At 70.8% G+C, this 22,544-nt stretch carries 21 protein-coding genes and 1 tRNA gene; 10 read left to right on the plus strand and 12 right to left on the minus strand.

Annotation, left to right across the window (positions count from 1 at the left end; genetic code table 11):
- Positions 1-1,556, minus strand: a 1,556-nt coding sequence (gene pdxR / locus ACWGR4_RS17210; protein WP_452134209.1) for a MocR-like pyridoxine biosynthesis transcription factor PdxR, incomplete at its 3' end; no start/stop codon positions are given.
- A gap of 47 nt (positions 1,557-1,603) precedes the next feature.
- On the opposite strand from pdxR, the gene ACWGR4_RS17215 reads away from it, so the two are divergent.
- A complete protein-coding gene (locus tag ACWGR4_RS17215) occupies positions 1,604-2,107 on the plus strand; it encodes a carboxymuconolactone decarboxylase family protein (protein WP_380005273.1) in 504 nt (167 codons plus the stop codon).
- Positions 2,108-2,215: 108 nt separating this feature from the next.
- On the opposite strand, the gene ACWGR4_RS17220 is transcribed toward ACWGR4_RS17215, so the two are convergent.
- Positions 2,216-3,160 (minus strand): ADP-ribosylglycohydrolase family protein, encoded by a 945-nt coding sequence (locus tag ACWGR4_RS17220; protein ID WP_380005270.1) that lies wholly within the window; start codon positions 3,158-3,160, stop codon positions 2,216-2,218.
- A 209-nt stretch (positions 3,161-3,369) separates the two neighbouring features.
- On the opposite strand from ACWGR4_RS17220, the gene ACWGR4_RS17225 reads away from it, so the two are divergent.
- Positions 3,370-3,864: a MarR family winged helix-turn-helix transcriptional regulator gene (locus tag ACWGR4_RS17225; RefSeq protein WP_380005268.1), complete on the plus strand. Its 495-nt coding sequence runs from the start codon at positions 3,370-3,372 to the stop codon at positions 3,862-3,864.
- Between the two features lie 644 nt (positions 3,865-4,508).
- On the opposite strand, the gene ACWGR4_RS17230 is transcribed toward ACWGR4_RS17225, so the two are convergent.
- Positions 4,509-5,801, minus strand: a complete 1,293-nt coding sequence (locus tag ACWGR4_RS17230; RefSeq protein WP_452131862.1) for a cytochrome P450 family protein — start codon at positions 5,799-5,801, stop codon at positions 4,509-4,511.
- A gap of 5 nt (positions 5,802-5,806) precedes the next feature.
- Positions 5,807-6,040 (minus strand): SCO4848 family membrane protein, encoded by a 234-nt coding sequence (locus ACWGR4_RS17235; protein WP_126637519.1) that lies wholly within the window; start codon positions 6,038-6,040, stop codon positions 5,807-5,809.
- Between the two features lie 107 nt (positions 6,041-6,147).
- Between ACWGR4_RS17235 and ACWGR4_RS17240 the strand changes: the two genes are divergently transcribed.
- A complete protein-coding gene (locus ACWGR4_RS17240; protein WP_452131861.1) occupies positions 6,148-7,356 on the plus strand; it encodes a D-alanyl-D-alanine carboxypeptidase family protein in 1,209 nt (402 codons plus the stop codon).
- Between the two features lie 502 nt (positions 7,357-7,858).
- Here ACWGR4_RS17240 and ACWGR4_RS17245 read toward each other — a convergent pair.
- Genes ACWGR4_RS17245 through trpS form a run of 3 tightly spaced genes read right to left on the minus strand, consistent with a single transcriptional unit; the run spans position 7,859 to position 10,535 of the window.
- Positions 7,859-8,911 (minus strand): YihY/virulence factor BrkB family protein, encoded by a 1,053-nt coding sequence (locus ACWGR4_RS17245; RefSeq protein WP_452131860.1) that lies wholly within the window; start codon positions 8,909-8,911, stop codon positions 7,859-7,861.
- A gap of 42 nt (positions 8,912-8,953) precedes the next feature.
- On the minus strand, positions 8,954-9,496 hold the full coding sequence (locus ACWGR4_RS17250; protein WP_380005260.1) for a 2'-5' RNA ligase family protein: 543 nt from the start codon (positions 9,494-9,496) through the stop codon (positions 8,954-8,956).
- A gap of 10 nt (positions 9,497-9,506) precedes the next feature.
- Complete coding sequence (trpS, locus tag ACWGR4_RS17255) at positions 9,507-10,535, minus strand: tryptophan--tRNA ligase (RefSeq protein ID WP_380005258.1); 1,029 nt, start codon at positions 10,533-10,535, stop codon at positions 9,507-9,509.
- Between the two features lie 336 nt (positions 10,536-10,871).
- Here trpS and ACWGR4_RS17260 point away from each other — a divergent pair, with 336 nt between their 5' ends.
- Together ACWGR4_RS17260 and rocD are read left to right on the plus strand one after the other, a co-directional pair.
- The gene (locus tag ACWGR4_RS17260) at positions 10,872-11,786 is read left to right on the plus strand and encodes a dimethylarginine dimethylaminohydrolase family protein (protein ID WP_452131859.1); all 915 of its coding nucleotides are present in this window, start codon (positions 10,872-10,874) and stop codon (positions 11,784-11,786) included.
- A gap of 177 nt (positions 11,787-11,963) precedes the next feature.
- The gene (rocD, locus tag ACWGR4_RS17265; protein WP_380005254.1) at positions 11,964-13,235 is read left to right on the plus strand and encodes an ornithine--oxo-acid transaminase; all 1,272 of its coding nucleotides are present in this window, start codon (positions 11,964-11,966) and stop codon (positions 13,233-13,235) included.
- A gap of 85 nt (positions 13,236-13,320) precedes the next feature.
- Here the strand turns inward: rocD and ACWGR4_RS17270 are convergent, their stop codons facing one another.
- From ACWGR4_RS17270 to ACWGR4_RS17280, 3 genes are all read right to left on the minus strand, one after another.
- Complete coding sequence (locus ACWGR4_RS17270; RefSeq protein ID WP_452131858.1) at positions 13,321-14,799, minus strand: AAA family ATPase; 1,479 nt, start codon at positions 14,797-14,799, stop codon at positions 13,321-13,323.
- 197 nt (positions 14,800-14,996) lie between these two features.
- Positions 14,997-15,599: a TetR/AcrR family transcriptional regulator gene (locus tag ACWGR4_RS17275; RefSeq protein ID WP_101897050.1), complete on the minus strand. Its 603-nt coding sequence runs from the start codon at positions 15,597-15,599 to the stop codon at positions 14,997-14,999.
- A 58-nt stretch (positions 15,600-15,657) separates the two neighbouring features.
- Positions 15,658-16,635, minus strand: a complete 978-nt coding sequence (locus ACWGR4_RS17280; protein WP_452131857.1) for an acyl-CoA desaturase — start codon at positions 16,633-16,635, stop codon at positions 15,658-15,660.
- A gap of 300 nt (positions 16,636-16,935) precedes the next feature.
- Here ACWGR4_RS17280 and ACWGR4_RS17285 point away from each other — a divergent pair.
- From ACWGR4_RS17285 to pth, 5 genes are all read left to right on the plus strand, one after another.
- Positions 16,936-17,008, plus strand: a tRNA-Gln gene (locus ACWGR4_RS17285).
- Between the two features lie 173 nt (positions 17,009-17,181).
- On the plus strand, positions 17,182-18,720 hold the full coding sequence (gene glmU / locus ACWGR4_RS17290; protein ID WP_380005246.1) for a bifunctional UDP-N-acetylglucosamine diphosphorylase/glucosamine-1-phosphate N-acetyltransferase GlmU: 1,539 nt from the start codon (positions 17,182-17,184) through the stop codon (positions 18,718-18,720).
- The gene (locus ACWGR4_RS17295) at positions 18,717-19,694 is read left to right on the plus strand and encodes a ribose-phosphate diphosphokinase (protein WP_452131856.1); all 978 of its coding nucleotides are present in this window, start codon (positions 18,717-18,719) and stop codon (positions 19,692-19,694) included. The genes glmU and ACWGR4_RS17295 overlap by 4 nt, the downstream gene beginning before the upstream one ends.
- 422 nt (positions 19,695-20,116) lie before the next feature.
- Positions 20,117-20,695: a 50S ribosomal protein L25/general stress protein Ctc gene (locus ACWGR4_RS17300; protein WP_078975636.1), complete on the plus strand. Its 579-nt coding sequence runs from the start codon at positions 20,117-20,119 to the stop codon at positions 20,693-20,695.
- A 38-nt stretch (positions 20,696-20,733) separates the two neighbouring features.
- Positions 20,734-21,330: an aminoacyl-tRNA hydrolase gene (pth, locus tag ACWGR4_RS17305; protein ID WP_380005242.1), complete on the plus strand. Its 597-nt coding sequence runs from the start codon at positions 20,734-20,736 to the stop codon at positions 21,328-21,330.
- Positions 21,331-21,404: 74 nt separating this feature from the next.
- Here the strand turns inward: pth and ACWGR4_RS17310 are convergent, their stop codons facing one another.
- Entirely contained in the window at positions 21,405-21,887 is a 483-nt protein-coding gene (locus ACWGR4_RS17310; protein WP_126637512.1) for an SUKH-3 domain-containing protein, read from the minus strand.
- Between the two features lies 1 nt (position 21,888).
- The gene (locus ACWGR4_RS17315; protein WP_380005239.1) at positions 21,889-22,401 is read right to left on the minus strand and encodes a YwqJ-related putative deaminase; all 513 of its coding nucleotides are present in this window, start codon (positions 22,399-22,401) and stop codon (positions 21,889-21,891) included.
- Positions 22,402-22,544: the final 143 nt, after the last annotated feature.

Consider the following 22,544-nt stretch of genomic DNA (forward strand, 5'->3'; position numbering starts at 1 on the left):
GCGGCCGCCGCTCCGGGGCGCTCGCGTGGCCTTCTGGGTCGGCGCGCGCGCCGCCGCGCCCCCCCGCCACACCGGCCCCCCCCGGGGGGGGGGGCCCCCCCCCCCCCCCCCCCGGTGTGTTCGGGGAGCCGGGCGCGCCCGGGCGCGGTCCGCGGCCCGAACAGCTCGGCCAGTGCGGCGACCAGGGCCTCCAGCGTGCCGGCGAAGGCGGCCGCGGTGGGCGCCGCATAGCCGACGACCAGCCCCGGCGGGTGCTCGGCGTACGGGGCCCGGTGGTACCAGCCCATGCGGTGCACCGCCACGCCGCGCCGGGCCAGCAGCGCGCGCGTCTCCTCCTCGCCCGGGCCGCCCTCGGGCAGTTCGAGCCGCACCTGCAGGCCCGCCGCGATGCCGCACACCCGTACGGCCGGCACCCGCCGGGCCAGCTCCGCGACGAGCCGGTCGCGGCGGTCGCGGTAGGCCAGGCGGGCGCGGCGCACGTGCCGGTCCAGGTCGCCGGCGGCGATGAACTCGGCCAGGGTGAGCTGGTCCAGCGTGCCCACCGTCAACTCGGGCCGGTCGCGGACCGCGAGCAGGTCGTCGAGCAGGTACGGCGGCACCACCAGCCAGCCGAGCCGCAGGCCCGGCGAGAGCATCTTGCTCGCGGTGCCCGCGTACACCACGTGCTCGGCGCCCAGACCCTGGAGCGCGCCGACCGGGTGGCGGTCGTAGCGGAACTCGCCGTCGTAGTCGTCCTCGATCACCACGCCACCGGTCTCCGCGGCCCAGCGCAGCGCCGCCGCGCGCCGGTCCGGGTGCAGCGGCACGCCCATCGGGGCCTGGTTGGCCGGGGTCAGCACGATCGCGTCCGCGTCGCCGGCGGTGTCGATCCGGGCGCCCTGCCCGTCCACCCCGACGGCGCCGACCTCGACGCCGGTGCGGGCCACGATCTCGCGCAGGAACGGCAACCCCGGGTCCTCCATCGCGATCCGGCGCGCACCGCGGGCGGCCAGCGTGTGGCCGAGCAGGTACAGGCCCTGCGTGTAGCCCGCGCACACCACGATGCGATCCGGCCGGGTGCGCACGCCCCGGACCCGGCCGAGATAGTCGGCCAGGCGCTCGCGCAGTTCGATCCGGCCGCGCGGGTCGGCCTGCGGCCAGAACGCGTCGGGTCCGGCGGCGGCCAGCGCGCGTCGCTGGGCCGCGGCCCAGCGGGCCCGGGGGAACGCGGACAGGTCCGGGCGTCCGGGCCGCAGGTCGAAGCGCGGGGCCGAGGCGCGCGCGTACACCGGCACCGGCACCGGGTCGGCCGGGCGTTCGGCGACCAGGGTGCCGGCGCCCCGGCGGGCGATCAGATAACCCTCGGCGACGAGTTGGGCGTACGCCTCGGCGACCGTGTTGCGGGCCATCGCCAGATCCACGGCCAGGGTGCGCGAGGAGGGCAGCCGAGTGCCGGGGGCGAGCCGGCCGTCCACGATCGCCGCGCGCAGCGCACGCTCCAGTCCGATCCGGCGACCGCGCACGGGGCCGGGTTCCAGGTACAGATCCACATCGCCGATGGCCCAGGAACTCCGCATGGGATTGGACCTTAATCGTGGTCCGATCCGTACGTACGGTCGTGGTCATGAGCATTCAGGAAGTGACCGAGGAAACCCCCGTCGCCGGCGACCCGGCCCGACTGCCCCTCAAGCCCCTGCACGGCGCCGCGTACAAGGCCGCCATCGCGCTGAGCAAGGCGGCGGCCGAGGGTCTGGACCCGATCGTCGCGGAGCTGATCAAGATCCGCGCGTCGCAGATCAACGGCTGCGCCTACTGCGTGGACATGCACACCAAGGACGCCCGCGAACTCGGCGAGACCGAGCAGCGTATGCACGCGATCCCGGTGTGGCGCGAGACGCCGTTCTTCACCGCCCGCGAGCGTGCGGTGCTGGCCCTGACCGAGGCGGTCACGCTGCTCACCGAGGGCCACGTGCCGACGCCGGTCTGGGACGAGGCGGCGAAGTACTTCGACGACGTGGAGATGGGCCAGATCGTCTGGTCGATCGCCGCGATCAACACCCTCAACCGGGTCGGCGTCGCCACCCGCGCATGGGTGGCGGGCTCGTACCGTCCCGACCTGGCTCGTTGACGGATCCCGCGCCGCGCCGCCCGGACCTGGCGCACTGACGGATCCCGCTCCGACCGCGGGGGCGGAGCGGGATCCGCGGAGTTGGGGGCGCCCGATACCCCGGTCCGGTCAGGAGCGGGTCGGCGTCGCCGTTCCGCCGGTGTCGACCCAGGTCGGGATCGGCTCGCGCGCGGTGAGCCAGGGTTCCGGGATGTCGGCCAGGGCGGTGCGGGAGGCGACGACGCCCGCGGTGATCGCGCAGGTGGTGTCGACGTCGCCCATGCCGGTCGCGGTGTGCCACAGGGCCTCCGGGAGGGAGTCCTGGTGGTGGGCGGCGGTCCACAGGGCGAAGGGGACCGTGTCGGGGGCGCTGATCCGCGAGCCGTTGCCCAGTACGCCCGTCGCGTGCCGGACCGAGGCGTGGGCGGGCAGCCGGGAGGCCGCCCGCAGGCCCGCCGCCACGTCGCTCTTTGGCGTGTGTCCGGCCACCTCGACCAGGAACTCCACCGGATCCGGGGCCGCTTCGCCCCGCCCCCGAGTCGCCAGCGCCGCGGCGATCGCCACCGCGACCGCTCCCGCCACCGCCTCCGGATGCGCGTGCGTGGTCTCGGCGGACCGCTCCGCCGCGGCCGCCACCACCGCGAGCCCGTCGTCGGCGAACCACGCCCCCAGCGGCGCGACCCGCATCGCCGCGCCGTTACCCCACGAGCCCTGGCCCTCGAACTGGCGGCGCGTCACCTCTCGCCACGGCTCGCCCTCGTGGATCGCGCGCAGCACGCCGTGCATCGACGGGCCGTAGCCGCGATACGGATCTGCCTCGTACGACGCGGCGAAATGCGCCGCGAGCGCGTCCTGGTCCACCGCGTCGCACAGGTGCAGGATGCGCAGCAGCGAGAGCGCCATCGCGGTGTCGTCGGTCCAGTACCAGAGGCGGGCCTGCGGGGCGATGCGGCCGGTCAGCCGCTCGGCGAGCTCGGCGCCCCGGTAGCCGAACCACTGCTCGCCGAAGGCGTCGCCGAGGGCCAAACCGTGCAGGGAGCGCGCCGCGTTCGCGACACGTCGGGTGCGATCCATGCGCCCCACCCTGCCGGCCGGCGCGGCCCGGAGACCAAGGGATTACCGTGCCGGGACGCCGACTTCGCCGTCTCGGCACGCGGGTTCCGGCCCTTCTTGGTGCGGTACGGCCATAAGGTGGCCGCATCCTCTCGGAACATGACGGATATTGCTGATTCTTATCTCGACATCAAGAGGCTCGGCATCGAACGATTCGCTAGAATGACCTCATGAAAGACGAGGTCGACCGGCTTGTCGCGGCATGGAAGCGGGAGCGCCCCGACCTCGACGTCGAACCCCTCGAAGTACTGAGCCGGGTGACCCGACTGGCGCGGCACCTCGACCGTGCCCGGCGTACCGCCTTCTCCGCGCGCGACCTCGAACCGTGGGAATTCGACGTGCTCTCCGCGCTGCGCCGCGACGGCGCGCCGTATCAGCTCTCGCCCGGCCAGCTGCTCACCCAGACGCTGGTCACCTCCGGGACGATGACGAATCGTATCGACCGCCTCGCGGCCAAGGGCCTGGTGTTGCGCCTGCCCGACCCCGACGACCGGCGCGGGGTGCTGGTCCGGCTGACCGACGACGGCCGGGATCGGGTCGACGCGGCGATGGCCGAGTTGCTGGAACACGAACGGGCCATCCTGGCGGGCCTGACGGTCGATCAGCAGGCGGCGCTGGCCGGGTTGTTGCGTTCGATCGTCGCGCCGTTCGACAACCACGCCTGAAACAAACCTCTTTGACCATTTCATGGTCGGGATTCACTCTAAGTGATCAAATGTGTCAAGGACCCGTTGTGTGTCGGGAACGACGCCCTGTAGACAAGTCCCTGTTGGGAGCGAGACCGCAAGGGTTCGCCTCGGGGAACAGGAGCAGGGCATGACCTCCACCATTCACCCGGTTCGCAGTACGCGGCGCCGTCGGCCCACGCCCGCCGACCTCGCGGCACTGACCGGGCACGACTAGCCCGGGACGCGGGGGGTCGGGGGTGAGGAGCATCGTCCGGATCCGCGAAGGCGTCTTGGGGAAGTAACGCCGGAGCGGACGAGTGACGGTGATCCGGGGGGTGGAACGCCGGGGGGCGTGGGGGTGGCGAGCACCGGGATGTGAGGCGGGGGAACGCGCGCAGGGGGACTCGAAGGTTGGGGGACGGGTGGGGAAACCCGGGGGTGGGACCGGGGCGGGATCGGGATGGGACCAGGGGCGGGATCGGGGCGGGGACCAGGGGTGGGAAGACCGGGGTCGGGGGCGATTCGGGGAGAAGGGTGCTCGGGTACAGGCGGGGTGACGGATGACGATCCGTCACCCCGCCGCCCCACGTCCGCCCCGATCCACCGGAGACGAACCGCCTTCCGGTCGAGCGCACTTCGGCTCAGCCGCCCGCAGGCCCACCCGCCGCGCGGCCGTCCGTCTCCGCGGTGAACGTCACCGGCAGCCGCTGCAGGCCACGCATGATCAGCCCGCCGCGCCACCGCAGTTCGTCCGCCGGCAGCGCGAGCCGCACATCGGGTAGCCGGCGCAGCAGCGTGCCGATCGCGATCTGGCCCTCGAGCCGGGCCAGCGGTGCGCCGATGCAGTAGTGGATGCCGTGCCCGAAGGCCAGGTGCTGGTTGTCCGCGCGGGCCGGATCGAGCAGGTCGGGCGCGGGGAACCGGAGCGGGTCGCGGTCGGCCGCCGCGAGCACCACGAGCACCGGCTCGCCCGCCGGGATCCGGGTCCCGCCGATCTCCACCTCGGTGGTGCTGAACCGCCACGTGGCCACCTCGACCGGGCCGTCGTAGCGCAGCAGTTCCTCGACCGTGGGCGCGAGCAGTTCGGGATCGGCCCGGAGCGCGAGCCGTTCCCGGTCGTGCGTGAGCAGCGTCAGCAGCCCGTTGCCGATCAGGTTGACCGTGGTCTCGAAGCCGGCGAACAGCAGGATGAAGGCCATCGCCGCGGCCTCGTCCTCGGTCAGGTGTTCGCCGTGGTCGCTCGCCCGGATCAGCCCCGAGATCAGGTCGTCGTCCGCGTCGGTGAGCGTCGCGCGTTTGCGGTGGATCAACTCGGCGAGATACGTACGCATGTGCCGCACCGCCCGGGCCACCCCGCCGCGCGGCCCCGAACCGTGCCGGATCATCATCCCGGCCCAGGTGCGGAAGTCCGCCTGATCCTCGTCCGGCACACCGAGCAGGTCGCAGATCGCGTAGATCGGCAGCGGGAACGCGAAGTCGTGGATCAGGTCGGCCTCGCCGGTCCGGGCGAAGTCGTCGAGCAGCCGGTCCGTCAGGGCCTGTACGCGCGGGCGGAACTCCTCGGCGCGGCGCGGCGTGAACGCCTTGGACACCAGGCGGCGCAGCCGGGTGTGGTCCGGCGGGTCGAGGTTGAGCAGATGTGCGCCCACCCCCGAGCGCTGCTCGCCGGGCACGCCGACCTTGCCCTGCTTCCAGGCCGCCTCCGACCGCCGCGGATCCTTGCTCAGCCGCTGATCGGCGAGCGCCTGCCGGGCGTCGGCGTATCGGGTGACCAACCACGCCTCGACCCCGCTGGGCAGCGTGGTGCGATGGACCGGCGCGTACTCGCGCAGATGCGCGTACGCCGGATACGGATCGGCGATGAACTCCCGGGTGAACAGCTCGGGCCCGGCCGGCACCGGATGCGCGGGGCAGCCCGCGGGGTCGTCCGTCACGTCCGTCACGTCCGCGACGTCCGCGTGGCGCGCAGCCCCTTGATCCCGAGCCAACCGATCGCGTTGCCCGCCGCGAACGAGACGATCGTCAGTGCCAGGTGGATCAGGAAGAACGCGGTCGGGCCGTCGTTCCAGGAGCGGTCGTCGGCCCAGATGTTCCTGAGGAAGTTCGGCCACAGGATCCAGCTCCAGACGCCGAACAACACCAGACAGGCGGATGTACCGCGGCCGATCCTCAACGTGAAGCACCCGTTTCCCGGTCAAAAGTTCAGCAAATTTGTCCCGGTTCAGTATGCGGCGGCGCGGTCGCCGAACCGCAGCCGGGGGCCGCCAGTACGCTCATCGCATGTCTTACTGGTTCCGGGCTTCTCGCAAGCCGGCCGTTGCGTGCGCGGGGGCGATCGCTTTCGTGTTGGGTTCCGCCTCGATGGCGCAGGCCGCCCCGGGCACGCCGGAGCCGCAGCCCCCCGCGTCGATGTCGGATGTGGGTGGCGCGCGCTTGGCCCAACCGGGTGTACAGAGCGACCTGCCGCCCGGGAGCCCGCCGCCGCCCGCCGTCGAGGGCTACTCGTGGGTGGTCGCCGACGCGGAGACCGGGAAGATCCTGGCGGCGAAGAACCCGCACTGGAAGTTGCCGCCGGCCAGCACGCTGAAGATGTTGTTCGCGGACACGGTGCTGCCCAAGATCGACCGCAACACCACCCACCAGGTGGCGCCGGCCGAGCTGCGCAATCTCGGCGAGGGCAGCAGCCTGGTCGGGATAAAGGAGAACGAGACCTACAAGGTCGAGGACCTGTGGCGCGGGGTGTTCCTGCGTTCGGGCAACGACGCGGTGCATGTGCTGTGCGCGATGAACGGTGGTGTGGACACCACCGTGCGGCAGATGAACGAGCGGGCCAAGCAGCTTCAGGCGGGCGACACCAACGTGGTCTCGCCGGACGGCTACGACGCGCCGGGGCAGGTCTCCAGCGCGTACGACCTCGCGCTGTTCGCCCGTGAAGGGCTCAAGAACAACGACTTCCGCTCGTACGCGAGCACCAAGGTCGCCGACTTTCCCGGTGTCGCGGGGGCCAAGTTCCAGATCCAGAACACCAATACGATGCTGGGCCAGTATCCGGGCATGCTCGGTGTCAAGAACGGCTACACCACCAACGCCGGGAACACCTTCGTCGGCGGCGCGCAGCGCGGCGGGCATACGTTGCTCGTGAGCATCATGCACGTCGAGGGCAAGGGCAAGACGTACGAGGACACCGGGAAGCTGCTCGACTGGGGCTTCGCCGCGATGGCCCAGGCCAAGCCGGTCGGCATGCTGGTGGAGCCGTTGGCGGCGCCGGGGGACAAGAACGACAAGGGCACGAAGGCGGCCGACGGGAAGCCGGGCGACGCCAAGACTGCGAAGGCGTCGGCCGCCTCGGACGACGGCGGGTTCGACTGGGTGTTGTGGGCGGGGCTCGGGGTGCCGGCGGCGCTGGTGGTGGGCGGCGGCGTGCTGTTCGCCCTTCGGCGGCGCGAGGGGGGTTCGGGCGTGCGGTTCGAGGACGACATCCTGCCGTAGGGGTGGGGCGGCCTCAAACGCCGGCCGGGCTGCGGTGGTCGGCTTCGCCGACGTGCTGCGGTTCGCGGGTGGCCTCAAGCGCCGGCCGGGCTGAAGGGGTTGGCTTTGCCGACGCGCTGGGGTTCGCGGGTGGCCTCAAGCGCCGGCCGGGCTGAAGGGGTTGGCTTTGCCGACGTGCTGGGGTTCGCGGGTGGCCTCAAGCGCCGGCCGGGCTGAAGGGGTTGGCTCTGCCGACGTGCTGCGGTTTGCAGGCGGCCTCAAACGCCGGGTGGGCTGGGGTGTATGGCTTCGCCGGCGTGCTGGGGTTCGCGGGTGGGCTCAAGCGTCGGCCGGGCTGGGGTGGTTGGTTTCGCCACGATGCTTGGCTTTTACCGATGGGCTCAAGCGCCGGGCGGGCTGAAGGGGTTGGCTTTGGCGATGTGTCGGGGTTCGCGGGTGGGCTCAAGTGCCGGGTGGGATGGGGTGGTTGGCTTTGGTGGTGTGCTGTGGTTTGTAGGTGGGCTCAGGTGTCGGTTGGTGGGCGGTTTCGGGTGAAGCGTTCCAGGAGGATGCCCAGGGTGGCTGTGCCGGCTACCGCCAAGGCGTAGGTGCGGATGGGGTGGGTGGGCTTGGGTTTGTATTTGGACAGGTCCAACGGGGGTTCTGCGGCGGCCTTTTCGGCGGCGGCCTCGATGTTGTCCGCGGCTTCGCCGGCCTCCTGGGCGTTGGCCGTCCAGGCCGCGCAGAACAGGAGCAGGCGGATCACGAAGTAGATCCACAGCAGCAGTGCCACCGGGACGCCGAACGCGCCGTACGCGCTCTTGCCCGCGACCCCCGCGATGTACGACGACACCAACAGCTTCAGCAACTCGAAGCCGACCGCCCCGATCAACGCACCCTTGATCGCGACCGAGCGGTGCATGGTCAGTCGCGGCATCCCCACGAGCAGGTACAGGAACAGCACCACGCTCGCGCCGACCGCGACAGCGAATGCGGCGATCTGCAGCAGGACCCGGCCGACCGGCTGGTGTTCGAGCCCGATCGAGTCGGAGACGTGCCGGATCACCACCGTCGCGAACGTGGACGCGCCGACCGACAACGCCAACGCGAGCCCCAGGCCGATCAGTACGCCGACGTCGGCGATCTTGCGCACGACGACGTTGCCCGGCTCCTCCTCCACATCCCAGATCGCCCGGATGGAGGAACGCGTCGCATCCACCCACCCCGTCCCGGACACCAGGAGCAGCGCGCCGCCGATCACCCCGACCGCGCCCGCGTTGCGCACCAGCGCGTCCAGGTCCAACTTGTCGGCGATACCGGGGATCTGCTCGGAGATCTTGTTCTGCATCCGGCGGACCTGGGAGGGGTCGAGTGCCGCGGCCACCACCGCCGCCGCGAGCGTGATCAACGGGAACAGCGACAGGAACCCGTAGTAGGTCACCGCGGCGGCGAGTCGATTGCCCTGTCGATCGCCATAGCGCGAATAGGCCCGCCAGGTGGGGCCGATGATCGGGATCCTCGCCAGCCGCTCCTTGATCGCCACGGATGACTGCTGCCCGCCCGACGCCCTGCCCACACGCGACTCCACTCTGTGACGTCCCGCGCGGCCGGGACGGCATCACACGGGCAGCGGACCTGGCAACGATTGGCCGAACGCGAAGTCACGTTGCGGGCGCCACACCCCGTCCGTGCCGTGCTCGTACAGGCTGAAGCCCCAGATCGGGAAGACCGCGTCGTAGTCGACGAGTTCCGCGAACGCCAGGTCGAGCATGTGATCGGGCAGGTGATGCGCGACGGTCACATGCGGGTGGTACGGGAAGTGCAACTCGCGCTCCAGCGGCCCGGATCGCACCGCGGCCTCGATCCGCTCGCACTCCGGGATGCCGCGCGCGACCTGGACGAACACCACCGGCGAGGTCGGTCGGAACGTACCGGTGCTGCGCAGGTGTATGTCGAACGGGGCCTCGCCGGCGGCGACCGCGCGCAGGTGCTCCTCGATCTCGGCCATCGCCTCGTCGGCCACCTCGGTCGGCGGCAGGAGGGTCACGTGGGTCGGAATGGCGTTCGCGAGCGGATCCCCGAACCCGGCGCGGCGAGCCTGCAACTCGCTGCCGTAGGGCTCGGGAATCGCGATCGACACTCCGATGGTGCGCTTGGCCATGTGCTGCGCCTCAGCCTCCCGACCGGCCGGTGACCGGGGGCAGGAAGCCGACTCGGTCGTAGGTCTCGGCGAGCGTCCGCGACGCCACCTCGCGGGCCTTGTCGGCGCCCCGGGCGAGGACGGCGTCCAGCTCGGCCGGGTCGTCCAGGTAGCCGCGTACCCGCTCCTGGAACGGGGTGACGAAATCGACCAGCACCTCGGCCACCTCCTTCTTCAGGTCGCCGTAGCCGCGACCCGCGAAGCGCTCCTCCAGCATGGGGATCGAGGTGCCGGAGAGCGCCGAGTGGATGGTGAGCAGATTGGACACCCCCGGCTTCTCCGTCTCGTCGAAGCGCACCTCGGTGCCGGTGTCGGTGACCGCGCTGCGGATCTTCTTCGCGCTCGCCTTGGGGTCGTCGAGCAGGTTGACGATGCCCTTGGGCGTCGAGGCGGACTTGCTCATCTTGATCGTCGGGTCCTGGAGGTCGACGATCTTGGCCGTCTCCTTGACGATGAACGGCTTGGGGACGGTGAACGTCTCGCCGAACGTCGAGTTGAACCGCTGCGCGATGTCGCGGGTCAGCTCCACGTGCTGGCGCTGGTCCTCGCCGACGGGGACCGCGTCGGCCTGGTAGAGCAGGATGTCGGCGACCTGGAGCACCGGGTAGGTGAACAGGCCGACGGTGGTGCGGTCGGTGCCCTGCTTGGCGGACTTGTCCTTGAACTGGGTCATCCGCGCGGCCTCGCCGAAGCCGGTCATGCAGTTCATCACCCACGCGAGCTGTGCGTGCTCGGGTACGTGGCTCTGCACGAACAGGGTGCAGCGGTCCGCGTCCAGACCGGCAGCGAGCAGCTCCGCGGCGGAGATCCGGGTGCGCTCGCGCAACTGCTTCGGGTCCTGCGGAACGGTGATCGCGTGCAGGTCGACCACCATGTAGAAGGCATCGTGGCTGTCCTGGAACGGCACCCACTGCCGGATCGCGCCCAGGTAGTTACCCAGGTGGAACGAATCCGCGGTCGGCTGGATTCCGGACAGAACACGGGGACGCGTCGAGGCCATGCCGCCATTCTCTCAGGCGCGTGACGTGGTTCCGGTCAGGGGAGCCACGCGACGTCCGCGCGGGGCGCACAACAAAGCGGGTGAGCGCCCGGGGAAATGCGCAACGATCGTGCGGTATGGGACAACGCAGCCGCCTTTACGCCTCCGGTGGCGGCAACCTAGGCTGTCCAGGGCCGACACAGAGGGTCGCCGACCGCCTATCCACGGTGACGATCGGGTGCGGCCCCGGCCTGCCGCCGACTGCACGGCATCACCATCGGCAGGGTCGGACGGGCGTGGGCCGCGGAAATCCCGGGCGCGCGCCTGCCGCCGCCGTCCGCGAGAAGGGGATATCGCGTGCGCCTCACCTCGCGCTGCGGTCGATCGGGCCGTTCCGACCTGCGGTCGGAGCACATATCGCCCGGAGCCGAGCGGGCGCGGGTGTCCCGACAGCGGCGACGCGGCTTCGTCGCCCCGCGGGCGGCCGAACTGCGGCACTACGTGATGTGTCCGCCGGTCTATCTGGACGAGACGCCGCCGGCGACCGGGTTCACGGCGCGCACCACGACTGCGATGGGTCAGTGGGAGCGGTTGCGCGCGGTGTTGATCGGGCTCGGGCATCGGGTGAGCCTGGTGCCGGGCCGACCGGGGCTGCCCGACATGGTCTTCGCCTCGCGGGCGGCGACCGTGGTGGGCAGGCGGGTGCTCGGCGCACGGCCGCGGGCGGCGGCGCGGTCGGCCGCGACGCCGGCGTATCTGGAGTGGTTCGCCCGGCACGGCTTCCGCTCCGCGCTGGAGCCGGTGTTCGTCCACGAGGGCGAGAGCGACCTGATCCCGGTCGGCCCCCGGCTGTTGGCCGCGGTGGGGCCGTCGACCGAGGTGGCCGCGCATGCCGAGGCGCAGGCGTTCTTCGGCCTGCCCGTGGTCCCGCTGGAGTTGGCCGACCCGCGTTTTCCCCGACTCGGCTCGGCGCTGACCGTGCTGGGCGGGCACACCGCGGCCTACTACCCGGGGGCGTTCACCCCGACCGCGCTGCGCCGGCTGACCCGGGTGTTCCCGGAACGGATCGAGGTGGACGAGGCGGACGCGGTGGCGCTCGGCCTCGACGCGGTCTCCGACGGGCGCAGCGTGGTGATGGGCGACACGACACCCGCGCTCGCCGCCCGGTTGGCGGAGCGGGGATTCCGTACGATCGAGCTGGACATGTCCGCATTCGCGGCCCACGGCGCGAGCGTGCGCGGTTGCGTCCTGGAACTGCGCGCCGCCCGTTGATCCGCCGTCCCCGCGGGGTATCCCGTCCGTACCCACCCGGGTGACTTTTCTCCGTCTTGTCATTGATTGCGGGATTTCCCCGCCTTCGTACCGAACCTCCTCCCGGCATCTCCCGGTATCGCCGTTCTCCACTCTCGTAGCGATTCCCACGGCTCTCCACCGTTGCGAAAGGACGTCATGAGCACGCAGCACACCCCCGTCCCCTCCTCCCCCGAGCACAAGTTTGGGGTCGGTCGCCCGGGCGGCCCCGGCGCCGAGAGCACCCGACTGATCGCGTTGGCCGAGGAGCACAGCGCGCACAACTACCACCCGCTGCCGATCGTGGTTGCCGAGGCGCACGGCGCCTGGATGACCGACGTCGAGGGCCGGCGCTACCTGGACATGCTGGCCGGGTATTCCGCGCTCAACTTCGGGCACGGCAACGCGCGCCTGATCGACGCCGCCAAGCGGCAGTTGGACCGGGTCACGCTGACCAGCCGGGCGTTCCACAACGACCGCTTCGCGCCGTTCTGCGAGCAGCTCGCGGAGTTGGCGGGCATGGAGATGGTCCTGGTGATGAACACCGGCGCGGAGGCGGTGGAGACCGCTGTCAAGACCGCGCGCAAGTGGGGCTACGAGGTCAAGGGCGTGCCGGACGGGCGGGCCAGGATCATCGTGGCGGCGGGCAACTTCCACGGCCGCACCACCACGATCGTCAGCTTCTCCACCGACGAGGAGGCGCGCCGGCACTTCGGCCCGTACACCCCGGGCTTCGACGTCGTGCCCTATGGCGACGCGGCGGCGCTGCGCGCGGCGATCACCGACGACACGGTGGCGGTGCTGCTCGAGCCGATCCAGGGCGAGGCCGGTGTGCTGGTCCCGCCGCCCGGCTACCTGGCCGAGGTGCGCCGGGTCACCGCCGAGCGCGACGTGTTGTTCATCGCCGACGAGATCCAGTCCGGGCTGGGCCGCACGGGCCGCACGTTCGCGTGCGAGCACGAGGGTGTGGTGCCCGACATGTACATCCTGGGCAAGGCGCTCGGCGGCGGCATCCTGCCGATCTCGGCCGTGGTGTCGTCCCGTGCGGTGCTCGGCGTGTTCGCCCCCGGCGAGCACGGCTCCACGTTCGGCGGCAACCCGCTGGCCTGCGCGGTGGGCCTGGAGGTCCTGGAGATCCTGCGCTCCGGCGAGTTCCAGCAGCGCTCCGCCGACCTCGGCGACCACCTGCACCGCGAACTCGCCGCGCTGGTGGGCCACTCCGTGACCACGGTCCGCGGTCGCGGCCTGTGGGCGGGCGTCGACATCGACCCGGCACACGGCACCGCACGCGACGTCTCCCAGGCCCTGATGGACCGCGGCGTCCTGGTCAAGGACACCCACGGCCAAACGATCCGCATCGCCCCACCCCTGGTCATCTCCAAGGACGACCTGGAATGGTCCCTCGACCAACTGCGCGCGGTATTGGGCTGACCCCCCACCCCGCCCCCGACGGCCGCGGAGTCCCCGAAACTCCGCGGCCGTCACCGCGCCACAGGGCGCGACGCCGGCGCCGACCTCAATGCGACGTCGGGCCGTACAACGTGTCGAGGTCGACGAGTCGGATGTCGGGGTCGGCCGCGGCGGCGGCACGGGCCTTGTCGTTGAAGCCGGCGCCGCTGAAACAGAGCAGCCGAGTCTCGCTCGTGTCGTAGCGGCCGGCCTGCCGGACGAGGTCGCGAATGGCGCGGAGACGATCGATGTGCGCGATGCCGATCGTGTCGTTCCACTTGGCCTCGCCGATCGCGAGCAACGGTGGTCTGCCGCCGTCGGCGATGCCGATGACGGCGACGTCGACCTCGTGGCCGACCCGAGCCTTGGCGTCGTGCACGACACCGTGCCCGACCCGCGCGGGCAGGCCGCCGATCAGGTCGGGATCGGCATGGTGCAGGGTCCAGTCGCGACAAACCTGCTCGTAGTGCGGCCCCAGGACGTTGCTCGCGAAGCGACGGTGACTGGCTTGCCAGACCCGACGGGCACTTCCGGGGCGTTCCAACTGGTCCCACACCGGTCGCATAATGGCGTGGTAAAAGGCGATCAGCGGCTCGGCGATGCGGTAGGTGGAGCGGTTGTCGCGGAAGACGTCGGCGTCACGGTGGAGCAGTCCGGCGTCCTCGAGGACGTTGATCGGGTGCGAGATGTCGGTGGCCTTGCGTTCGAGGTAGCCGGCCACCCCGCCGCGGGTGCCGTTGCCGTCGGCGATGGCCGCCAGGACGGACAGGTACAGGCCGGTGTCCCGTAGATCGGGTTCCTCGGCGAGCAGGTAGCGGGCCTCGCGAAAGAGCGGCGTCTCGGGATTGAGCACCGTGCGCACGACCCAGTCGTCGAAGTCCTCGGGCCCGGTGGGCGAGTCGCCGCGCGCGAACTCGCGCCGATAGGCCGGAGTGCCTCCGACGATCGCGTTCACCTGCATGGCCAGTCGCGGATCGCTGATGTCCCAAAAGCGCGCGGCGAGCCGGTGGTCGAGTGGACGGATGATCAGTTCGAGGCCCACACGACCACGCAACGGCGCGTTGCCGGACAGAAGTTTCCCCATGAACGACAGGGCCGATCCGCACAACAGCACTCGCGCTCGGGACGCGGTGCGTTGCTCCCGCAGAGGTCGAAATGCTTCCTGAAGTACGGAAGGCAACTCCGGATTGGCCCTGGCCAGATAGGGAAACTCGTCGATGACCACGGGCACGGGGCGCTCCGCGCCGAGGGCAAGGAGCACGTCGACGGCCTCGAACCAGTCGGCGAAGTGATAGGGGCTCGCGGGTCGGACATGGGCGGTGAGAGCCGCGCCGATCCTGCGCAGGGATTCGACGTCGGTGGCCTCGGTCGCACCGAAGTAGAACCCGCCCGCCGCCCGACAGGCGGCGTCCAGAAGAAACGTCTTGCCCTGGCGGCGACGCCCGGAGACCACCCCGAGCGTGGCGCCCGGCTGCGTGTCCGTGATGAACCGACCCAGCGCCGACCACTCGTGATCGCGATCGAACATCTCGACGGGTTTGTCCACCGGTCCTCGCAGTTATAGAAGTACAGTTCTAAGAAGCGTACCTCTACAAGCATGGCTACGAATGGTATCGCCGGGGATACTATTCGTAGCGACACCATCTTCGGCGGCACCCGATCTGCCGCACGGCAATCGCACGCACGAGACGGGGACCGCCCCAGGGGCGTCCCCGTCTCACATGCCGAAGACCCCGGATCGGGTCACGAGCTGCGGCGGCCGACCAGTCTCGGCTTCGGTTCGATGCCGGACAGGCCGTTCCAGGCCAGGTTGACCAGATGGGCCGCGACGTCGGCCTTCTTGGGGCGGCGGACGTCGAGCCACCACTGGCCGGTCAGGGCGACCATCCCGACCAGCATCTGGGCGTACATCGGGGCCAGCTTCGGGTCGTAGCCGCGCGACTTGAACTCCAGGCCGAGCACGTCCTCGACCTGCGAGGCGATGTCGCTGATCAGCGACGCGAAGGTGCCCGTCGACTGGGCCACCGGCGAGTCCCGGACCAGGATGCGAAAGCCGTCGGTGTTCTGGTCGATGTAGTCGAGGAGCGCGAAGGCGGCCTGCTCCAGCAGCTCCCGGGGGTGGCCGCCGGTCAGCGCGCCGGTCACCCCGTCGAGCAGCGCGCTCGTCTCGCGGTCCACGACGACCGCGTACAGCCCTTCCTTGCCGCCGAAGTGTTCGTAGACCACCGGCTTCGACACACCGGCCTTGTGTGCGATCTCCTCGACACTCGTCGCGTCGTAGCCACGCTCCGCGAACAGCGTTCGACCGATGTCGATCAACTGCTCCCGGCGCTCTTTTCCGGTCATGCGCACACGACCGCCGCCGCGCGGTGCACTCCGCCTGCTGGTCTCGGTCACTGCCCCATCATGCCGCGCGCCGTGCGGCGACCCGCTCCCGGTCCGGCCAACGCACGTCCCAGACCCAGCCCAGCTTCTCCATCCAGCGGATCGTGCGAGCGCTGCTGTCGAGCTGACCGCGCAGCACCCCGTGCCGGGCGCTGGTCTGGTCCGCGTGGTGCAGGTTGTGCCAGGACTCGCCCATCGACGGGATGGCCAGCCACCACACGTTGCCGGAACGGTCGCGCGACTTGAACGGACGCTCGCCCGCCGCGTGGCAGATCGAGTTGATCGACCACGTCACGTGGTGGAGCAGCGCGACCCGGACCAGGCCGGCCCAGAAGAACGCGGTCACCGCGCCCTGCCACGACCACGCCCACAGCCCGCCGACCAGCGCGGGAGCGCCCAGCGAGACCGCCACCCACAGCGGGAACTGGCGGGAGACGCGAATCATGTCGCGGTCCTTGAGCAGGTCGGGCGCGTACTTTTCCTGCGAGGTCTGCTCGACGTCGAACAGCCACCCCATGTGCGCCCACCACAGGCCCTTGGACAGCGCGCCGACGCCGGTGCCGTAGCGCCACGGCGAGTGCGGGTCGCCCTCCTTGTCGGAGAACTTGTGGTGCTTGCGGTGGTCGGCCACCCAGCGCACCAGCGGCCCCTGTACGGCCATGTTGCCCGCGATCGCCAGCGCGATCCGGACCGGGCGCTTGGCCTTGAACGACCCGTGGGTGAAGTAGCGGTGGAACCCGATGGTGATCCCGTGGCCGGTGATGGCGTACATCACCACCGCGAGCACCACGTCGCGCCAGGACAGCCCCCATCCCCAGGCGACCGGCACGGCTGCCACCAGCGCGAGGAACGGGACGCCGATGAAGAGCGCCAGCGCGATCTGCTCGGCGGCGTGCTTGCGCTCGCCGCCGAGCGTGCCGCGGGTGGCGGAGTCGGCGGACCTCCGTTCGGCTTCGAGCACGCCGGCGCCGGTGGAACCGGAGGAGGAAACGGTCATAGGGATTCCCTCGGATCGGGGACAGGCAACGCTACGGCGACGTAACCTACGGAGCCGTAAGTTCCGTCAGTATGGCAGGTCATGAGCGGAAAGCGAGGGGTCTGTACGCCTTCTCATTCTTGCCTTGCGCACCCCGAGGAGGACGTTTTCCAGGTGTGTCCGCGAGCATGCCGACGGCGCTTCGGCGATCTTGGGCCCGGTTTCCGGGGGGTTATTCGCGCACGGGATGCCGGGGGGCCGGCATAGTGGGTGCCGTGAAAACGGGATGAACCCGCTGCTCAGGCGGAATGCCCGATTCATTCCGCTATGGTGTAACTCGGCAGCACACGGGGTTTTGGTCCCCTTGGTCCAGGTTCAAATCCTGGTAGCGGAGCCCTTCGGTCGTGCAGGCCGCATCGGCGCGTGGAGGCTCCCGCCGACGGCGCTATCCTCATAGGGCCCGGTTTGTTCGGCTCGGCTTCGTCGTGCCGTCGTTTCGTTTCTCCGAAGTCGGCCTTCGGAGTCGTCGGGCATCCCCCCGCCAGCGATGCCGAGGAGCCTTGCTCTGTGAGCCCCATCCGCCCGGCTGCCGTCGTCGTACTCGCTGCGGGTGAGGGCACCCGCATGCGCTCCAAGACCACTCCGAAGGTCCTGCACTCCCTGGCCGGTCGGGCCATGGTCGGACACGTGGTCGAGGCCGCCCGACGACTGGATCCCGAAGACCTGATCGTCGTCGTCGGCCACGGCCGCGACCAGGTCGCCGGCTACCTCTCCGTCCTGGACCCGGCCGCCAAGGTGGTCGTCCAGGAGGAACAGAACGGCACCGGCCACGCCGTGCGCGTCGCCCTGGACGGGCTCGCCGCGAGCAGCCGCGAACCCGACGGAGTGGTCCTGGTCACCTGCGGGGACACCCCGCTGCTGACCTCGGACAGCCTGGCCGCCCTGGTCGCCACCCACGAGAGCGAGGGCAACGCCGTCACCGTGCTCTCCGCGGTGGTGCCCGACCCGACCGGCTACGGCCGGATCGTCCGGGAGAACACCCCCGACGGGCGCGGCGCCGTCACCGCGATCGTCGAGCACAAGGACGCCACCGCCGCGCAGCGCGCGATCGCCGAGATCAACTCCGGCGTGTACGCGTTCGACGGCAAGCTGCTGCGCGAGGCGCTGGGCCAGATCACCCCGCACAACAGCCAGGGCGAGGAATACCTCACCGACACGCTGCACGTGCTGCGCGAGGCCGGACACCGGGTGGGCGCCGCGGCCGCCGTGGACCACCGGGAGATCCTGGGCGTCAACGACCGGGTCCAGCTCGCCCAGGCGCGGCGGGTGTTCAACGACCGCCTGATCGAGGCCGTGATGCGCGCCGGGGTCACCGTGATCGACCCCGCGACCACCTGGATCGACGTCGACGTGACGTTCGAGCCGGACGCGGTCGTGCACCCCAACACCCAGCTCCACGGCGTCACCAGCATCGCCGCCGAGGCCGTGGTGGGGCCCAACTGCACGCTGCGCGATACGGTCGTCGGGCCGAGGGCACACGTGTACAACGCCACGAGCGAGGGGGCCGAGATCGGCCCCGAGGCGACCGTGGGGCCATACACCTACCTGCGGCCCGGTACCCGCCTCGCCGCCAAGGCCAAGGCCGGCGGCTTCGTGGAGATGAAGAACGCCGTGGTCGGCGAGGGATCGAAGGTGCCGCATCTGACCTATGTCGGGGATGCGACCATCGGAGTGGGCACCAACATCGGCGCGGCCACGATCTTCGTGAACTACGACGGCGTGAACAAGCACCACACGGTGGTCGGCGACCACGTCCGCGTGGGCAGCGACACCATGCTGGTCGCCCCGATCGAGATCGGCGACGGTGCCTACACGGCCGCCGGATCGGCGATCACCGAAGATGTCCCACCCGGTGTGATGGCGGTGGCGCGGGGGCGCCAACGCAACATCGACGGGTGGGTCGCACGCAAACGCGCGGGTACGGCCTCGGCGCAGGCCGCCGAACGCGCGCTCGCGTCGAGCCAGGGCGACGCGGGTGACGTGCACACAACGGCCGGGCCGAACGACGGTTCTGCCGAGGCGAATGGCAAGGAGACGGTGCTGTGAGCGGGATCAAGGTGACGCCTGAGCGCAAGCTCATGCTCTTCACGGGCAGGGCCCACCCCGAACTTGCGAAGGAGGTGGCCTCGGAGCTCGGTGCGGACCTCGTTCCCACCAAGGCCTTCGAGTTCGCCAACGGGGAGATCTACGTACGGTTCGAGGACTCCGTACGAGGTGCCGACGCGTTCGTGATCCAGAGCCACACGGCTCCGATCAACACGTGGATCATGGAACAGCTGATCATGATCGACGCGCTCAAGCGGGCCTCCGCCAAGCGCATCACGGTCATCGTCCCGTTCTACGGCTACGCCCGTCAGGACAAGAAGCACCGCGGTCGCGAGCCGATCTCGGCGCGGCTGATGGCGGACCTGTTCAAGACCGCGGGTGCCGACCGACTGATGGCCGTGGACCTGCACACCTCGCAGATCCAGGGCTTCTTCGACGGCCCCGTGGACCACCTGTTCGCGCTGCCGCTGCTGGCCGACCACGTGGGCAAGCGGGTGGACCGCGAGCGGCTGACCGTGGTCTCCCCGGACGCCGGCCGGGTCCGGGTGGCCGACCAGTGGACGGACCGCCTCGGCGCCCCGCTGGCGATCATCCACAAGCGCCGCGACCCGAACATCGCCAACGAGGTCACCGTGCACGAGGTGGTCGGTGACGTCGCCGGCCGTACCTGTGTGCTGGTCGACGACATGATCGACACCGGTGGCACGATCTGCGCCGCCGCCGACGCGCTGTACGAGAACGGTGCGGCCGACGTGATCGTGGCCGCCACCCACGCGGTGCTCTCCGGCCCCGCCGTGGACCGGCTGAAGAACTCGCGGATCAGCGAGGTCATCGTGACCAACTCGCTGCCGATCGAGGAGGAGCGTCGGTTCGACAAGCTGACCATCCTGTCGATCGCCCCGATGGTGGGCCGCGCGATCCGTGAGGTCTTCGAGGACGGTTCGGTCACGAGCCTGTTCGAGGGCCACAGCTGATCCGAAGGTCTTGTCGACATTCGGCACCTTAGCGGGATGCCGAGTCTCGACTGCTCCAACTCGCGTACGCCGCCCGTCCGTTCGGCCGGGCGGCGTATGTGTGCCCGCTCGCTCTTCGCGGTATCGTGCCCCGACCGGGGGGCGCGCCATCACTCGTTCGAGTGGTGCTTGTCGCGACCCGATTTCGGGTCGACCGAGAAGAGCGGGTAGGCTAACGGGGTTGCCCGGCGAGGGATGCGCGCTACTTGCTCCGTGATCGACGCGGTAGTTGTGTGTCGTGTACTCCTCCAAGGCTTTTGCAGGGGACCCGGTGCCACTCGGGCACCTACGAACCGGCTCCGGCGATCACCGTCCGCAGTCGATCCGCATCATGGGGACCCCGCCCCGCCATCCGCCACCGCGTCGTTCGAGGAGTACCCGTCGTGTCCGAGGTCCGTATCGTCGCCGAGCCGCGTTCCGAGTTCGGCAAGGGTGCCGCCCGTCGCGCCCGTCGCGCGGGTAAGGTGCCGGCCGTCCTCTACGGTCACGGCTCCGCTCCGCTCCACCTTGCGCTTCCGGGCCACGAGCTCATGCTCGCGCTCAAGACCCCCAACGTGCTGTTCTCGCTGGACATCGACGGCAAGGCGCAGCTCGCCCTGCCCAAGGACGTCCAGCGGCACCCGATCAAGCGGCACCTCGAGCACGTCGACCTCCTGATCGTCCAGAAGGGCGAGACGGTCACGGTCGAGGTTCCGGTCAGCACCGTCGGCGAGATCGCCCCGGGCGGCCTGCTGGAGACCGTCGTCCCGGCGCTCCCCGTCGAGGCCGACGCCACCGCCCTCCCCGGCACCATCGAGATCGACGTGACCGGCCTGGAGCCGGGCGCCTCGGTGCACGCCAAGGACATCAAGCTGCCGAAGGGCACCGCGCTCGCGGGCGACCCCGAGGCCGTCATCCTGCACATCCTCACCCCGTCGGCGCCCGAGCCGACCGCCGAGGAGACCGCGGCCGAAGAGGCCTGAGTCGACACACGCGCAACGAACGCGGGGACAACGGCATCATGAGTGAGTCGCAGGCCCACGCCACCACGGACGACAGTCCCTGGCTGGTCGTGGGCCTCGGCAATCCCGGCCCCGAATACGCCGGGAATCGCCACAACGTCGGGTTCATGGTGGTCGACCTGCTCGCCGAGCGGGATCGGTCGAAATTCAAGGCGCACAAGTCGCGCGCCCAGGTGGTGGAGACCCGGATCGGCCCACACCGGGTGGTGCTGGCCAAGCCGATGTCGTTCATGAACCTGTCCGGCGGTCCGGTGACCGCGCTGCGCGACTTCTACAAGATCCCGGTCGCGAACATCGTCGCGGTGCACGACGAGCTGGACGTCGACTACGGCGTGTTGCGGCTCAAGCGCGGCGGTGGCGACAACGGGCACAACGGCCTGAAGTCGATCACCAAGTCGCTCGGGCCCGACTACCTGCGGGTGCGGTTCGGCATCGGGCGACCCCCGGGCCGGATGGACGTCGCGGCGTTCGTGCTCAGGGACTTCTCCGCCACCGAGCGCAAGGAGCTGGGGTTCGAGGTGGACCGGGCGGCCGACGCGTGCGAGGCGCTGGTCCGCGAGGGGCTGGAGCGGGCGCAGAACCGGTTCAACACCTGAGCGAGCCACGACGACGCAGGGCGGCGCCCCCACGGGGAGCCGCCCTTTCGCATGCGTACGCCCGCCCGCCCCGGCTACCAGCGTCCGTCGTCGCGGATGCGTACCGGGGCGTGCCCCAGGACCAGCGTGCTGATCGCGGCGTCCATCGATGAGCCGATGAACCACTCGCCGGTGTGGTCGAGGCCGAACACCCGACCGCCCGGGTCGATGGCCAGGTAGGCGCTGCCGCCGTCCTCGTCGCCGAGCGGCGCCAGCGGGGTGCCGAGCGCGCGGCCCACGTCGGTCAGCGTGCGGGGCAGGTGCAGCCCCCGGGTGGGATCGATGGTGAAAGGTCGGCGCAGGACGTCCTTGCCCGCGCCGCCGATCGCGAAGTGCAGGGTGCCGAACTCGGCCCAGGCCACCAGCGCCGCCGGGAACACGCTGTGCCGGTGCCCGTCGGGCGACTCGTGGTCGCTGATCTGTCGGGCCCACGTCTCGGCCTGGGTCAGCCGGCGCCGGCCCACCGTCCAGCCGGCCCGCTTGAGTTCGTGCACCACGTCGGAGGAGAACCGGGACACGTCAGCCGCTTTCCGTCGGTGTGACGCCGAAGTGGTCGAGCATCGGCGCGCAGGATCGGCACGGCGGCTGGTAGGTGTCGTGCTGCGGGTCGCCGTCCTCGCGGATCCGGCGCAGCGTCAGCTTGGCCCCCTTGAGCGAGCGGCGCGCCTCCTGCACGGTGAACGGCCGCCGGGCCGCCCGTTTGCTGCGCGCCGCCTCGGCCTCGAAGAGGTGCTCGGAGACCAGTTCGACCTCGGGGCAGCGGCCCCGCCAGCGCTCGCGCGATTCGGGCGGCAGCGCCAGCAGGAAGTCCCGGACCAGCGGATGCGGGTTCGGCACGGTATCGCCCTTGGCGCCCGCCCGGGTGCTGATCCGCTTACCGATGATCAGCGCGGCGGCCACGGCCGGGAGGATGCTCTCGCGCGTCCCCCGCGGTGTGCCCCGCTCCGGGGTCTCGGGGGCCGGTTCGATCGTCGGATCCACTTCCGCCGTACGTTCCTTCGCCAGTGTCGTCGTCGGGGTACCCGCGGCCACGTGGCGTTCCCTTCTCGTTCATGTGCTGCTTGCCGGGCGGGCCGCTTGTGTCGATGCTGGGATCGTGCCGGCGCCCGGATCGGTGACTGTGCGTGCAACAGCGTGCCAAACGCCTCGGCGTCACGTGCAACCGGGACTCCGCC

This window comes from Embleya sp. NPDC055664, from assembly GCF_053618075.1.